11 protein-coding genes and 1 pseudogene are annotated in these 13,238 nt (G+C 62.9%); 11 read left to right on the top strand and 1 reads right to left on the bottom strand.

All coding sequences use genetic code 11. The features are described 5' to 3' along the window. Positions 1 to 36: 36 nt before the first annotated feature. Positions 37 to 795 carry a DeoR/GlpR family DNA-binding transcription regulator gene (locus OEW28_RS08425; RefSeq protein WP_263734247.1) on the bottom strand — a complete coding sequence of 253 codons (759 nt, stop codon included), beginning with the start codon at positions 793 to 795 and terminating at the stop codon, positions 37 to 39. A gap of 309 nt (positions 796 to 1,104) precedes the next feature. Here OEW28_RS08425 and glpD point away from each other — a divergent pair, with 309 nt between their 5' ends. The 11 genes and pseudogenes from glpD (at position 1,105) to OEW28_RS08480 (ending at position 13,226) form a co-directional block, all read left to right on the top strand. Continuing rightward, entirely contained in the window at positions 1,105 to 2,700 is a 1,596-nt protein-coding gene (glpD, locus tag OEW28_RS08430) for a glycerol-3-phosphate dehydrogenase (RefSeq protein WP_412174784.1), read from the top strand. 16 nt (positions 2,701 to 2,716) lie between these two features. After that, a complete protein-coding gene (locus OEW28_RS08435) occupies positions 2,717 to 3,805 on the top strand; it encodes an ABC transporter ATP-binding protein (RefSeq protein ID WP_263734249.1) in 1,089 nt (362 codons plus the stop codon). Between the two features lie 11 nt (positions 3,806 to 3,816). Further along, positions 3,817 to 4,893, top strand: coding sequence for an ABC transporter ATP-binding protein (locus tag OEW28_RS08440; RefSeq protein ID WP_263734250.1), 1,077 nt, complete (start codon positions 3,817 to 3,819; stop codon positions 4,891 to 4,893). After that, positions 4,893 to 5,765, top strand: a complete 873-nt coding sequence (locus OEW28_RS08445) for a carbohydrate ABC transporter permease (protein ID WP_263734251.1) — start codon at positions 4,893 to 4,895, stop codon at positions 5,763 to 5,765. The genes OEW28_RS08440 and OEW28_RS08445 overlap by 1 nt, the downstream gene beginning before the upstream one ends. Beyond that, the gene (locus OEW28_RS08450; protein WP_263734252.1) at positions 5,766 to 6,617 is read left to right on the top strand and encodes a carbohydrate ABC transporter permease; all 852 of its coding nucleotides are present in this window, start codon (positions 5,766 to 5,768) and stop codon (positions 6,615 to 6,617) included. It begins immediately after the preceding gene. Between the two features lie 23 nt (positions 6,618 to 6,640). Next, positions 6,641 to 6,913 carry a DUF2160 domain-containing protein gene (locus OEW28_RS08455; RefSeq protein ID WP_263734253.1) on the top strand — a complete coding sequence of 91 codons (273 nt, stop codon included), beginning with the start codon at positions 6,641 to 6,643 and terminating at the stop codon, positions 6,911 to 6,913. A 79-nt stretch (positions 6,914 to 6,992) separates the two neighbouring features. Further along, the gene (locus OEW28_RS08460; protein ID WP_263734254.1) at positions 6,993 to 8,714 is read left to right on the top strand and encodes an ABC transporter substrate-binding protein; all 1,722 of its coding nucleotides are present in this window, start codon (positions 6,993 to 6,995) and stop codon (positions 8,712 to 8,714) included. A 101-nt stretch (positions 8,715 to 8,815) separates the two neighbouring features. After that, on the top strand, positions 8,816 to 10,303 hold the full coding sequence (gene glpK / locus OEW28_RS08465) for a glycerol kinase GlpK (protein ID WP_263734255.1): 1,488 nt from the start codon (positions 8,816 to 8,818) through the stop codon (positions 10,301 to 10,303). Between the two features lie 119 nt (positions 10,304 to 10,422). Then, positions 10,423 to 11,562 carry an iron-containing alcohol dehydrogenase gene (locus OEW28_RS08470; protein ID WP_263734256.1) on the top strand — a complete coding sequence of 380 codons (1,140 nt, stop codon included), beginning with the start codon at positions 10,423 to 10,425 and terminating at the stop codon, positions 11,560 to 11,562. A 225-nt stretch (positions 11,563 to 11,787) separates the two neighbouring features. Next, positions 11,788 to 11,983: pseudogene (locus tag OEW28_RS08475) on the top strand (integrase core domain-containing protein); the annotation flags it as partial. Positions 11,984 to 12,056: 73 nt separating this feature from the next. Then, positions 12,057 to 13,226 (top strand): aminotransferase class V-fold PLP-dependent enzyme, encoded by a 1,170-nt coding sequence (locus OEW28_RS08480; protein WP_263734257.1) that lies wholly within the window; start codon positions 12,057 to 12,059, stop codon positions 13,224 to 13,226. Positions 13,227 to 13,238 lie beyond the last annotated feature (12 nt).

The raw sequence follows: 13,238 nt of genomic DNA on the forward strand, positions 1-13,238 counted from the left end.
CGCCCGCCGCAAGGCGCCGTTCCCAAGTGGTCGGAGCTAGGCGACGACGACCTTGGTGTTCCACTCGTCGCAGCGCGCCTGCAATTGGTAATCAAGCGGCTTGTCGGTGAAGAAGGTGTCGATTTCCGAAAGCGACGTGATCCGGGCGGGCGCGCTGCGCCGGAACTTCGAATTGTCCGCGACCAGAAAGGTGCGGCGCGATTGTCGGATGATGGTCTGGCTTACACCGACTTCGTGGACATCGAAATCAAGCAGATCCCCGTCCTGATCGAGCGCCGAGCAGCCGATCACGGCCAGGTCGAACTTGAACTGGCAGATGGTCTGCGTGGTCAGGTTGCCGACAAGCCCGCCGTCGGAACGGCGCAGCGTGCCGCCAGCGACGATGACCTGGCAATGTTCGTTCTGCGCGAGGATGTTCGCGACATTCATGTTGTTCGTGACCACCAGAAGATCGCGATGCCTCAGCAGTTCCCTTGCCACGGCTTCGGTGCTGGTGCCGATGTTGATGAAGACCGAGATGCTTTCGGGGATCACGCGCGCGCAGGCGACGGCGATGGCGTGCTTCACGTCGGCGTTCAGCGAACGTCGGTCCTCATACCCGATGTTCGTCGTGCCCGAAGGAAGGATCGCGCCTCCGTGCACCCGTTCCAGCCGGCCCGCATCGGCAAGCTCCGTCAGATCGCGGCGCACGGTCTGGTGCGTGACGCCGAAGTACTCGGCCAGCCTCTCGACGGTCACCTTGCCTTCGCGACGGGCGATCTCAAGGATTTCCGGGTGCCTGATGGATTGCGACATATGTCCCTCCTGGTGTGGCGCCGGATGCGCCACGGAGATTCGACAGAATCTGTTTTCTGTGTCACCCTACGCCAAACGATCAAAAACGAACACCAGATATCGCTTTTGCTGCGATGAGCTGACAGAAAAACTGACATTCTTGACCACCATGAAAGCGTTCCCTGCGCGAAAGTGACGTTTTTTGGTCTTGTTAACAGGAGGTTGTCAGATTGGAGCCGGAAAACGAATAAAAACGAACATAAGTGTTTTCATTTGTGTTGCATAACTGTATTAATCGAGCACACACGAGCGTCGAGGGGGAGCAACGTGGTGTCCGTGGCAGCCAAAACCGAGACATACGACCTGTTCGTCATCGGGGGGGGCATCAATGGGTGCGGGATCGCGCGTGACGCGAGCGGTCGCGGCCTGACTGTCTGCCTGGCTGAAATGACCGATCTCGCCTCGGCGACGTCGTCAGCATCCACCAAGCTGTTCCACGGCGGGTTGCGGTATCTGGAGTATTTCGAATTCCGCCTTGTGCGCGAGGCCCTGATCGAGCGCGAAACCCTGCTGCGCGCCATGCCGCACATAAGCTGGCCCATGCGCTTCGTGCTGCCCTACCACAAGGACATGCGGTTCGAGGGCATGACGCCAACTTCGCGCGCCCTCAATCTTGTCATGCCGTGGATGAAGGGCCGCCGCCCGGCCTGGCTGATCCGCCTGGGCCTGTTCCTTTACGATCACCTGGGCGGTCGCGCGATCTTGCCGCCCACCAGTTCGGTCGATCTGGCGAGCGATCCGGTAGGGGCCCCTCTCAGGGACAAGTTCCGCAAGGCTTTCGAGTATTCCGACTGCTGGGTCGACGATTCCCGGCTTGTCGTGCTGAACGCCCGCGATGCCGAGGCGCGCGGGGCGAAGATCCTGACGCGGACCAAGGTCGTATCGGCGCGCCAGTCCGGCGGCCAATGGGAGGTGACCGTCCGGAATGACGGCGGCACGGAAACCATACGCGCACGGATGCTTGTGAACGCGGGCGGACCGTGGGTCGGCAACATCATCCACGAGAAGCTTCATCTGAACTCGAGCGAAGGCATCCGGCTGGTGCGCGGAAGCCATATCGTGACCAAGCGGCTTTACGATCACGACAAGTGCTATTTCTTTCAGGGCGAGGATGGGCGGATCATCTTTGCGATCCCCTACGAGACCGATTTCACGCTGATCGGCACCACCGACGCCGAGCATGAAGACGCGTCGAAGAAGCCGGTCTGCACCGAGGAAGAACAGGACTATCTGTGCGCCTTCGCGACCAAGTACTTCAAGCGGCCGGTCACGCATGCCGACATCGTCTGGACCTACTCGGGCGTGCGCCCGCTTTATGACGATGGGGCAAGCTCGGCCACGGCTGCGACGCGCGACTATACGCTCAAGGTCGACACTTCGGTCGGCGCGCCCGTCCTCAACGTCTTCGGCGGAAAGATCACGACCTATCGCCGCCTTGCCGAAAGCGCCATGAGCAAGATCGCGACGGTGCTGGAAGTCTCGAAGGGCAATTGGACCGCCGGCGTTCCCCTTCCCGGCGGGGACTTCCCCGTATCGGACGTGACGCGACTGACCGAGGAACTGGCGGCACGTTACCCTTTCCTCACGAGTTTCTGGGCGGGCCGGTTGATCCGGGCCTACGGAACCGAGGCTGGGCTGATCCTGGGGGACGCTCGGCAAGCGGACGAGCTTGGCACCGATTTCGGCGCGACCCTTACCGAGCGCGAAGTCGTCTGGCTGATGGAAAAGGAATACGCGCGAACGGCGGAGGATGTGGTCTGGCGCCGATCGAAGCTTGGTCTGCGGCTGACCGCGAAACAGATCGCCGACCTTGAGGCATGGATGAAGAAGGCCCGCAGCAACCACACGTTCCACGCGGCTGAATAGGGGTTAGGAGAGAGCAATGACGCTGACGCTTGAAGGGGTCTCCAAGGTCGTGAACGGCCAGCCCCACATTCATACGACGGATCTGACCCTTCAGAATGGAACGATGAACGTGCTTCTGGGCCCGACGCTGTCTGGAAAGACATCGCTCATGCGCCTGATGGCCGGGCTGGACGTCCCGAACTCCGGTCGCATCCTGTGGAACGGCGAGGACGTCACGGGAATGCGCGTGCAGGACCGCAAGGTAGCGATGGTTTACCAGCAGTTCATCAACTATCCGTCGATGACGGTTTACGACAACATCGCAAGCCCGATGCGGTTGCTTGGCAAGTCGAAGGACGAAATCGACCGGGCGGTTCGCAAGTCGGCCGACCTGATGAAGCTGACGCCGATGCTTGACCGCAAGCCGCTTGAGCTTTCGGGCGGACAGCAACAGCGGTGTGCGCTGGCGCGGGCGCTGGTCAAGAACGCGGGTCTTGTTCTTCTGGACGAACCGCTTGCCAACCTGGACTACAAGCTTCGCGAGGAGCTTCGCGTCGAGATCCCCAAGATCTTTGAGGAATCCGGTTCGATCTTCGTCTACGCGACGACAGAGCCGGAAGAGGCGCTGCTGCTGGGCGGCAACACCGCGACGCTTTGGGAAGGACGGGTGACGCAGTTCGGACCGACGCCCGAGGTGTATCGCAAGCCGGTCGATGCGACGACGGCGCGCGTCTTTTCCGACCCGCCGATGAACTTCATGCAGGTGTCGAAAACCGGCGGCAAGCTCATGTTCGGCGACGGGCAGTGGACAGCACTTTCGGGCAAGCTTCGGGACCTTGCGGACGGCCGCTATGTCGCGGGTTTCCGCCCGAACCACGTCGAACTTGAACGGCACACTGCCGATGCCATGGCCTTTACCGCGAAACTAAACGTGACCGAGATCACCGGGTCGGAAACCTTCGTCCATCTCGATCACCACGGCGAGCGTTGGGTCGGTCTTGTGCACGGTGTCCGCAACCTGGAGCTGGGCAAGGACGTCAAGGTCTATATCGACTCGGCCCATGTCTACATCTTCGGCGAGGATGGCGCGCTGGTCGCGCCTGCCGCTTACGCGCTTGCCGCCTGAGGGAGGGGAAAATGGCCAAGATCACGCTCGACAACCTCGCGCATTCCTATTTTCCGAACCCGAAGTCGGAGGATGACTACGCGCTGAAGGAACTGAACCATGTCTGGAACGACGGCGAGGCCTATGCGCTTCTCGGGTCGTCTGGCTGCGGCAAGTCCACGCTTTTGAACATCATCTCGGGGCTTCTGAAGCCCTCTCAGGGGCGCATCCTGTTCAACGATCAGGACGTGACCAACGCGGCGACGGCCGAGCGCAACATTGCCCAGGTGTTCCAGTTCCCGGTCGTCTACGACACGATGACGGTGCGCGACAACCTTGCCTTTCCGCTGCGCAATCGCGGCCGTGACGAAAGATACGTCGCCGAGCGCGTGCAGGAAATCGCCCGCATGATCGGCATGGAGGCAGAGCTTGACCGCAAGGCGCGCGGGCTGACGGCGGATGCCAAGCAGAAGATTTCCCTGGGGCGCGGCATGGTCCGCAAGGACGTGAACGCGCTGCTTTTCGACGAGCCGCTGACGGTGATCGACCCGCACATGAAGTGGGAACTGCGCACCCAGCTCAAGTCGCTTCACCACGAGTTCGGGCACACGATGATCTACGTGACCCACGACCAGACCGAGGCGCTGACCTTCGCGGACAAGGTCGTGGTGATGTACGATGGCCGCGTGGTGCAGATCGGTACGCCGCAGGAACTGTTCGAGACACCCGCGCACACCTTCGTGGGCTACTTCATCGGATCGCCGGGCATGAACGTGATCCCCGCGATGGTCGAGGGAAACATCGCGACCGTCAACGGATCCCGCGTCCAGTTGGGCCGTGGCTACGGCAAGCTGGACGGCAAGGTCGAGATCGGCGTGCGCCCCGAGTTCGCGCGGCTGTCGGCAAATGACGGGCTGCCCGTAAAGGTGCGCCGCGTCGAGGACGTGGGCCGTCACAAGATCATTCGGACCGAGTTCTTCGGGACCGACATAAACATCATAGCGGGCGAGGACGCGACAATCGGGCCGGACATGAACCGCGTCGTCTTCGACCCCGCGCATGTGAACGTCTACGCCAATGACTGGCGCGTTGAGGGGGAGGCCGCCTGATGGAAAAGACAGTCAACCAGAAGGCATGGTTCCTGGTTCTGCCGGTGCTGGCGCTGGTCGCGTTCTCGGCGGTCATTCCGCTGATGACGGTGGTGAACTATTCGGTCCAGGACACGTTCGGCAACAACGTGTTCTTCTGGGCCGGGCTTGAGTGGTTCTCCAACATGCTGGAAAGCGACCGGATGTGGGCCGCACTTGGACGGCAGATGGTGTTCTCGGGCATCATCCTCGCGATCGAGGTGCCCTTGGGGATCTTCGTCGCGTTGAACATGCCCAAGAAGGGTTTCTGGGCCTCGGTCTGCCTTGTCCTGATGGCGCTGCCGCTGCTGATCCCGTGGAACGTCGTGGGGACGATCTGGCAGATCTTCGGGCGCGTCGACATCGGCCTGCTGGGCCACACACTTGACCGGCTTGGCATCGACTACAACTACACGCAGGACTTCTTCGCGGCCTGGGCCACGGTCATCGTCATGGATGTGTGGCACTGGACCTCGCTGGTGGCGCTTCTGGCCTATGCGGGTCTTCAGTCGATCCCCGACGCCTATTACCAGGCCGCCAAGATCGACCAGGCAAGCCGGTGGAAGGTGTTTCGCTACATCGAACTGCCGAAGATGCAGGGCGTCCTGATGATCGCGATCCTCCTGCGCTTCATGGACAGCTTCATGATCTACACCGAACCCTTCGTGGTCACCGGCGGCGGTCCTGGCAACTCGACCACGTTCCTGTCGATCGACCTCGTCAAGATGGCGCTTGGCCAGTTCGACCTGGGTCCCGCGGCCGCCTTCTCGATCATGTATTTCCTCGTGATCCTGCTGATCTCCTGGGTGTTCTACACCGTGATGACCAACCTCGACAAAAGGGAGGGCAAGTGAATGGCCGACGCGATCCTGAACCAGCCTGCTTCCCGCGGCCTGAGCCTGCCCGGCATCAAGACCAGCGCCGTGGTGATGACGCTGTACCTCGTGTTCCTTCTGCTGCCGATCTACTGGCTTGTGAACATGAGCCTGAAGACCAACACCGAGATCCTGAACGTGTTCTCGCTTTGGCCGCGTGACATCACCTTTGCCAACTACGCGACGATCCTGACGGATTCGAGCTGGTACATGGGCTACATCAACAGCCTGATCTACGTGGTTCTGAACACCGTCATCTCGATCTCGGTCGCCCTGCCGGCAGCCTATGCCTTCAGCCGCTATTCGTTCCTGGGCGACAAGCACCTGTTCTTCTGGCTGCTCACCAACCGGATGGCGCCCCCGGCCGTCTTCGCGCTGCCGTTCTTCCAGTTCTATTCCTCGGTGGGGCTGTTCGACACCCATATCGCCGTGGCGCTGGCGCACTGCCTGTTCAACGTGCCGCTTGCCGTCTGGATCCTTGAGGGCTTCATGCGCGGCGTCCCGAAGGAGATCGATGAGACCGCCTATATCGACGGCTACAGCTTCGGACGCTTCTTCATCCGCATTTTCACGCCGCTCATCGCAAGCGGGATCGGGGTCGCGGCCTTCTTCTGCTTCATGTTCTCATGGGTGGAACTGCTGCTCAGCCGCACGCTGACCTCGGTGAACGCCAAGCCGATCGCGGCGACGATGACCCGCACGGTTTCCGCCTCGGGGCTGGACTGGGGCGTGCTGGCCGCCGCCGGCGTCCTGACCATCGTTCCCGGCGCGCTCGTGATCTACTTCGTCCGCAACTACATCGCCAAGGGCTTTGCCCTGGGCCGTGTGTGACCCAGAGAAAGGGAGGAAACCCCATGGACTGGATGGCCTGGACCGGACCGACGGCGATCTTTTTCGCCGTCATCGCCTGCCTTCTCATCACCTTCACGATCCTTGCGATCAGATTTCCCGAGACGCCGCGCGTCGGCGTTCTCCGGATCGAAACGACCCGTGGTGACCGACTGTTCATCACGCTTCTGGGTTCGGCCTTCATCAATCTGGCCTGGCTCGGTCTCGTCAGCGCGCCGCAGTGGGGGGCGCTGATCCTCTGCCTGATCTACGCCGCAGCAGTGTTCCGCTGGGTCTGAGAGGGCGCTTCAAGGAGGCGATCCTCCGGTTGGCAAGCCGGAGTCGCCGTATAACCGTAGTTTCCTTAGGGAGGGAGTTATGAAATTGCCATTCAAGTCAACAACAGCCATGGGCATGGCGCTTGCGCTTCTGTCCGGACCGGCCTTCGCCGGAATGGATGAGGCGAAGGCGTTCCTCGATGCCGAGATCGGCGATCTGTCGACACTGTCGCGCGCCGATCAGGAAGCCGAGATGCAGTGGTTCGTCGATGCGGCGGCGCCCTTCGCCGGCATGGACATCAAGGTGGTGTCGGAAACCATCACGACCCACGAATACGAATCCAAGGTGCTTGCCCCTGCCTTCACCGCGATCACCGGCATCCAGGTCACCCACGACCTGATCGGCGAGGGCGACGTCGTCGAGAAACTGCAGACCCAGATGCAGTCGGGCGAAAACATCTATGACGCCTACATCAACGATTCCGACCTGATCGGCACCCACTGGCGCTACCAGCAGGCGCGGATCCTGGACGACTGGATGGCGGGCGAGGGCGCTGACGTCACCAACCCGAACCTTGATGTCGATGACTTCATCGGCAAGTCCTTCACGACGGCCCCGGACGGCAAGCTCTACCAGCTTCCCGACCAGCAGTTCGCCAACCTTTACTGGTTCCGCTACGACTGGTTCAACGACGAAAAGACCAAGGCGGATTTCAAGGAAAAGTATGGCTATGACCTTGGCGTTCCGGTCAACTGGTCGGCCTATGAGGACATCGCCGAGTTCTTCACCGGACGCGACATGTCCTACATGGGCGGCCCAACCAGCGTCTATGGCAATATGGACTACGGCAAGAAGGACCCGTCGCTTGGCTGGCGCTACACGGATGCGTGGATGTCGATGGCCGGCATGGGTTCTGAAGGCGAGCCGAACGGCCTGCCGGTCGACGAATGGGGCATCCGGGTGAATGAGAATTCGCAGCCGGTTGGTTCCTGCGTCGCGCGGGGCGGTGCCACCAACTCGCCGGCAGCGGTCTATGCGGTCACCAAGGCGATCGAGTGGCTGGAGAAATATTCGCCGCCCGCGGCCGCCGGCATGACCTTCTCGGAAGCCGGTCCGATCCCCGCGCAGGGCGAAATCGCCCAGCAGATGTTCTGGTACACCGCCTTCACTGCCGACATGGTCAAGGAAGGCCTGCCGGTCATGAACGAGGACGGCACGCCCAAGTGGCGCATGGCACCTTCGCCGCATGGCGCCTACTGGACCGAGGGGACGAAGATCGGCTACCAGGACGCCGGTTCCTGGACGCTGATGAAGTCGACGCCGGTCGATCGCGCCAAGGCGGCCTGGCTCTACGCCCAGTTCGTCACCTCGAAGACCGTCGACGTGAAGAAGTCCCATGTGGGCCTTACCTTCATCCGCGAGTCCACCATCCAGCACGACAGCTTCACCGAGCGCGCACCGCAGCTTGGCGGCCTGATCGAGTTCTATCGTTCGCCGGCCCGCGTCCAGTGGTCGCCGACCGGCACGAACGTGCCCGACTACCCGAAGCTGGCACAGCTGTGGTGGCAGAACATCGGCGACGCGATGTCCGGCGCCAAGACGCCGCAGGAGGCGCTGGACTCGCTCTGCGCCGATCAGGAAAGCGTGCTTGAACGGCTTGAGCGGGCTGGCGTGCAGGGCGACATCGGTCCGATGCTGAACGAGCCGAAGGACCCGCAGGAATGGCTGGACGAGCCGGGCTCGCCCAAGGCCAAGCTTGAGAACGAGGACCCGACCCCGGAAACGATCAGCTATGACGAGCTGATCGCGTCGTGGAAATAAGTCCTGACGGCCGGGGCCTTTTTGGCCCCGGCCACCTTACGGGCGCGTCCTTCGCCCGTTATTTCATGAATATCCGGGTTTCACACTGACAGGGCGAACCAATGACCCATGTCCTTGCCATCGATCAGGGCACAACGTCCAGCCGCGCCATCGTCTTCGACGGCGCGATGCGGATCGTCGCTACCGCGCAAGAGGAGTTCAAGCAGCACTTCCCGGACAGCGGCTGGGTCGAACACGATCCGTCGGACCTCTGGTCGACGACCGCCGGAACATGCCGTGCCGCGATTGAGCGGGCGGGGCTTCGCCCTGCCGACATCGCCGCCATCGGCATCACCAACCAGCGTGAAACGACGATCGTCTGGGATGCCAGGACCGGGCAGCCCGTCCACAACGCCATCGTCTGGCAGGACCGGCGCACGTCCGAATTCTGCAAGTCGCTGCGCGAAAGCGGCGATGCGGAAATGATCACCGAGCGGACAGGACTGCTGGCGGACCCGTATTTCTCGGGCACGAAGCTCAAGTGGATCCTGGACAACGTCGAAGGTGCAAGCGCGCGTGCGGCGCGCGGAGAGCTCAAGTTCGGTACGGTTGACAGCTACCTGATCTGGAAGCTGACCGACGGCGCCGTCCATGCAACGGACGCGACCAATGCCGCGCGCACGATGCTCTACGATATTCACAAGGGCCGCTGGAGCAGCACGATCTGCGCGCGTTTCGGGATCCCGATGCAGATGCTGCCCGAGGTTCGGGACAGCGCCGCCGACTACGGCGTGACGCGCGCCGACCTGTTCGGTCGCGAGGTGCCGATCCTGGGTGTGGCGGGCGATCAGCAGGCCGCGACCGTCGGTCAGGCGTGTTTCGCGCCCGGCATGATGAAATCCACATACGGAACCGGCTGCTTTGCGCTTCTGAACACCGGCGACACGCCGGTGCGGTCGCAGAACCGGCTTCTGACGACGATCGCCTATCAGCTGAACGGCAAGCCGACCTACGCGCTGGAAGGGTCGATCTTCATCGCCGGTGCGGTCGTCCAGTGGCTTCGGGACGGGCTGAAGATCATCCGCTCGGCCGCGGAAACCCAGCCCCTGGCCCAGCAGGCCGACGCGCAACAGGACGTGATCCTGGTGCCGGCCTTCACGGGCCTTGGAGCGCCCTACTGGAACGCCGAATGCCGCGGGGCGGTCTTTGGCCTGACGCGGAATTCCGGCCCGGCAGAGTTCGCCCGTGCGGCGTTGGAAAGCGTCGGTTTCCAGACCCGCGACCTTCTGGAGGCCATGCGCGCCGACTGGACCGACGCGGCCGGACAGTCGACCCTGCGCGTCGATGGCGGCATGTCGGCATCCGATTGGGCGATGCAGTTCCTGTCCGACATCATCGGCGCGCCCGTCGACCGGCCCCAGATCCGCGAAACCACCGCCCTTGGCGCCGCCTGGCTTGCAGGGATGCAGGCCGGCGTCTATCCCGATCAGGATGGCTTCGCGGCGGGTTGGGCGTTGGAGAGGACCTTCTCGCCGACCATGCCCGAAGCGGCCCGCGACAAGCGCTACGATCGTTGGAAGCGCGCCGTCGCAGCAACGCAGATGATCTGAAGCGCGAAGGTGTCGGCGGCGTATCCGGCCCTTTACGGCGCGCGCGGGTGCAAGGGGTGTATGATCGCCTGTCAAGATGCCGGGTTTTCGGGTGCCAATCGTGAAGGAGTGGTCTGCTGATGGAACCGTATGGCTTTGCCAGTCCGCGCCTCACGCTTTTCGGCCGTGGGTGCCGGACCGAGGCTGCCGCTCATATCGCCATGCTGGGCAGGAAGGTGCTGCTTGTTCGCGGCCGCTCGGTCGCCTGGGCAGGGGACCTGCGCTCGGGGCTGGAGGCGGCCGGGCTGCGCGTGGTCGAAACCCTGGCTCAAGGCGAGCCGACGGTCGGCCAGGTGCGTGCGGCGCTTGAAACCTGCCGCAGCTTCGGCCCCGATTGCGTCGTCGCAATCGGCGGCGGTTCTGTTGTCGACCTTGCCAAGGCTCTTGCGGCGCTTCTGCCCGCGGGCGGCGATCCCCTGGATTATCTTGAGGGGGTGGGCAAGGGGCTGACCCTGGATCCCGATCCTCTGCCGCTTGTGGCGATCCCGACCACCGCCGGGACCGGAGCGGAAGCGACAAGGAACGCCGTTCTTGGCGTACCGGATCGCGGGCTGAAGATCAGCCTTCGCGACACGCGCATGATCCCGCGCCTTGCCATCGTGGATCCGGCGCTGACGGACGATGCGCCGCGGGCCTTGACCCTGGCCACTGGCCTGGACGCCCTGACCCAGTTGATCGAGGCCTACCTGAGCATTCGCGCCAACATCGTGACCGACGCGCTGTGCCGCGACGCGGCCCCGAAGGGCATTGCCGCCCTTGGCCGCTTGATGAAGGGCGAGGACCCCCTGGCGCGCGATGCCATGGCAAGGGCGAGCCATCTGAGCGGCCTCGCGCTGGCGAATGCGGGTCTGGGCATCGTGCACGGGCTGGCGTCCGTCATCGGCGGGCGCGGCGGTTCACATGGCGCGATCTGCGGGCGGTTGCTGCCCGCGGCGCTGGCGGTGAACGAACGCGCGGCGAGAAAGGCTGGTTTGCCTACCGATCGGTTCGTGCAAGTGGATGAGTGGCTGGCCCAGGGACTTGGCGGGGAGGTGGGCCGCGGCTCAGACTGCCTGCGACAGTTCGCCGATGCCCATGGCCTGCCATCGCTTCGGGCGCTTGGCTGCGATGCGGGCGAAGAAGGCGATATCGCCCGCGCCGCGATGACGGCAAGCTCGACCAAAGGCAATCCCGTGCGGTTGGATCTGGAGGAAATCGTCGACATTCTGGCCCGGTCGTAACGGGCCGCAGCCGCCGCTGACCTTCGCCCCGGTCCTGTTTGCGCCCAATAACAGGCATTGCTCAAGCGCGTGCCGCTGACCGCGTTTTGACGGAACCAGGGCTCAGGCGGCGTCACTGCGTTTCGCGCATCGGTGGCTGGCGTTTGGATGCGCGTCGGCCGCCTTCGCGACGCACCGGCGGATCGCCGCCGCGGTGCACAGCATCAATGGTAAGCGAAAAGGCGGCGCCGCACGCTGACCCTCTGGCGATACGACTACAACAACGTCCGGCCACATTCCTCGCTGGGCAACAAGATGCCAGCAGAAGCGCGCCGATCGCTTGAGCAATCTGAGGGCTCCCTGAGGGCTCCCTGAGGGCTCCGCGCCCGGCATGCTTGCCCGACCCGAAACCGACCACTATCAAACCCAAGGACTCTCGATATCGACGAGGGAAGACCGGGGGCTGGTCAATGGCGATGCAGGTCCAAGAAGTATTGCGGGTGAAAGGCAGCCGAATGATAGACATCGAAAAGGTCAGATCCGACACCCCCGGCTGTGACTCTGTGCTGCACTTCAACAACGCGGGCTCATCGTTGATGCCGGCCCCGGTCTTTGACGCGGTTCAGCGGGTCCTGCGCGATGAATACGAGGTTGGCGGCTACGAGGCCGAGCGGCGCGCGCAGGACGACATCGTGGCATTCTATGATGAATTCGCGGGCCTGCTGAACGCCAGGCCGGACGAGATCGCGTATGTGGAGAATGCGACACGCGCCTGGGACATGGCCTTTTATGGCTTAAGGCTCGGGCCCGGCGACCGGGTCATCACGCATGAGTCCGAGTATGCGTCGAACTATCTGGCACTGCTTCAGCAGTCGCGCCGTCTGGGCTTCCAGATTGATCTGGCGCCGTCGGATGCCTTTGGACAGATAGATGTTGATGCGCTTGAGCGCATGATCGGCGTTGATACCCGGCTGATCGCCATCACCCATGTCCCGACGCAGGGCGGGCTGGTGAACCCGGCGGCCGACGTGGGTCGGATCGCGCGAAGACACGGCGTGCTCTATATGCTCGATGCCTGCCAGTCTGTCGGACAGATCGGGTTAGACGTCGAGGTCATTGGTTGCGATGTCCTGTCGGGAACCGGTCGCAAGTTCTTGCGCGGCCCGCGAGGAACCGGATTTCTTTATGTCCGCACAAGCGTGATCGACAGGATTGACCCGCCGTTCGTGGATTTGCGCTCGGCGACCTGGACGGAGTCCGACGGCTTCCGGTACGCCGATGGCGCCAGGCGGTTCGAAAACTGGGAAAGCTATGTGGCCGGGCGTGTCGGCCTGATGACTGCGGTCCGCTACGCGCGTGGCATCGGGCTTGAAAACATCGAACGGCGCGTGTTCGGCCTCGCGCAGGATCTTCGAGACGCGTTGAGCTTGGTTCCGGGCGTCGAATTGCATGATCTTGGGCAAGTAAAATGCGGGATCGTGACCTTCAGGAAGGACCGGATAGAACCGGCGGCTCTTGCGGATTTGCTCAGGCGGAAGGCGATCAATGTGTCGGTTTCGGCGTTGCCATATGCCCGCTTGGATCTTGAGCGGCGCAATCTTCCATCCCTAACGCGCGCGTCGGTCCACTACTTCAATACCGAAGCCGAGATCGGCAGGTTCGCAGACGCGATCAGGGCTGCGTGAACGCCCGCCGAT

Source organism: Albidovulum marisflavi, assembly GCF_025751435.1.
Lineage (GTDB): Bacteria > Pseudomonadota > Alphaproteobacteria > Rhodobacterales > Rhodobacteraceae > Albidovulum > Albidovulum marisflavi.

Excerpts from the sequence above, each read along its gene's own strand:
- OEW28_RS08425 (WP_263734247.1), bottom strand. The coding sequence starts at position 795 with ATGTCGCAATCCATCAGGCACCCGGAAATCCTTGAGATCGCCCGTCGC.
- OEW28_RS08435 (WP_263734249.1), top strand. The coding sequence starts at position 2,717 with ATGACGCTGACGCTTGAAGGGGTCTCCAAGGTCGTGAACGGCCAGCCC.
- OEW28_RS08440 (WP_263734250.1), top strand. The coding sequence starts at position 3,817 with ATGGCCAAGATCACGCTCGACAACCTCGCGCATTCCTATTTTCCGAAC.
- OEW28_RS08445 (WP_263734251.1), top strand. The coding sequence starts at position 4,893 with ATGGAAAAGACAGTCAACCAGAAGGCATGGTTCCTGGTTCTGCCGGTG.
- OEW28_RS08450 (WP_263734252.1), top strand. The coding sequence starts at position 5,766 with ATGGCCGACGCGATCCTGAACCAGCCTGCTTCCCGCGGCCTGAGCCTG.
- OEW28_RS08455 (WP_263734253.1), top strand. The coding sequence starts at position 6,641 with ATGGACTGGATGGCCTGGACCGGACCGACGGCGATCTTTTTCGCCGTC.
- OEW28_RS08460 (WP_263734254.1), top strand. The coding sequence starts at position 6,993 with ATGAAATTGCCATTCAAGTCAACAACAGCCATGGGCATGGCGCTTGCG.
- glpK (WP_263734255.1), top strand. The coding sequence starts at position 8,816 with ATGACCCATGTCCTTGCCATCGATCAGGGCACAACGTCCAGCCGCGCC.
- OEW28_RS08470 (WP_263734256.1), top strand. The coding sequence starts at position 10,423 with ATGGAACCGTATGGCTTTGCCAGTCCGCGCCTCACGCTTTTCGGCCGT.
- OEW28_RS08480 (WP_263734257.1), top strand. The coding sequence starts at position 12,057 with ATGATAGACATCGAAAAGGTCAGATCCGACACCCCCGGCTGTGACTCT.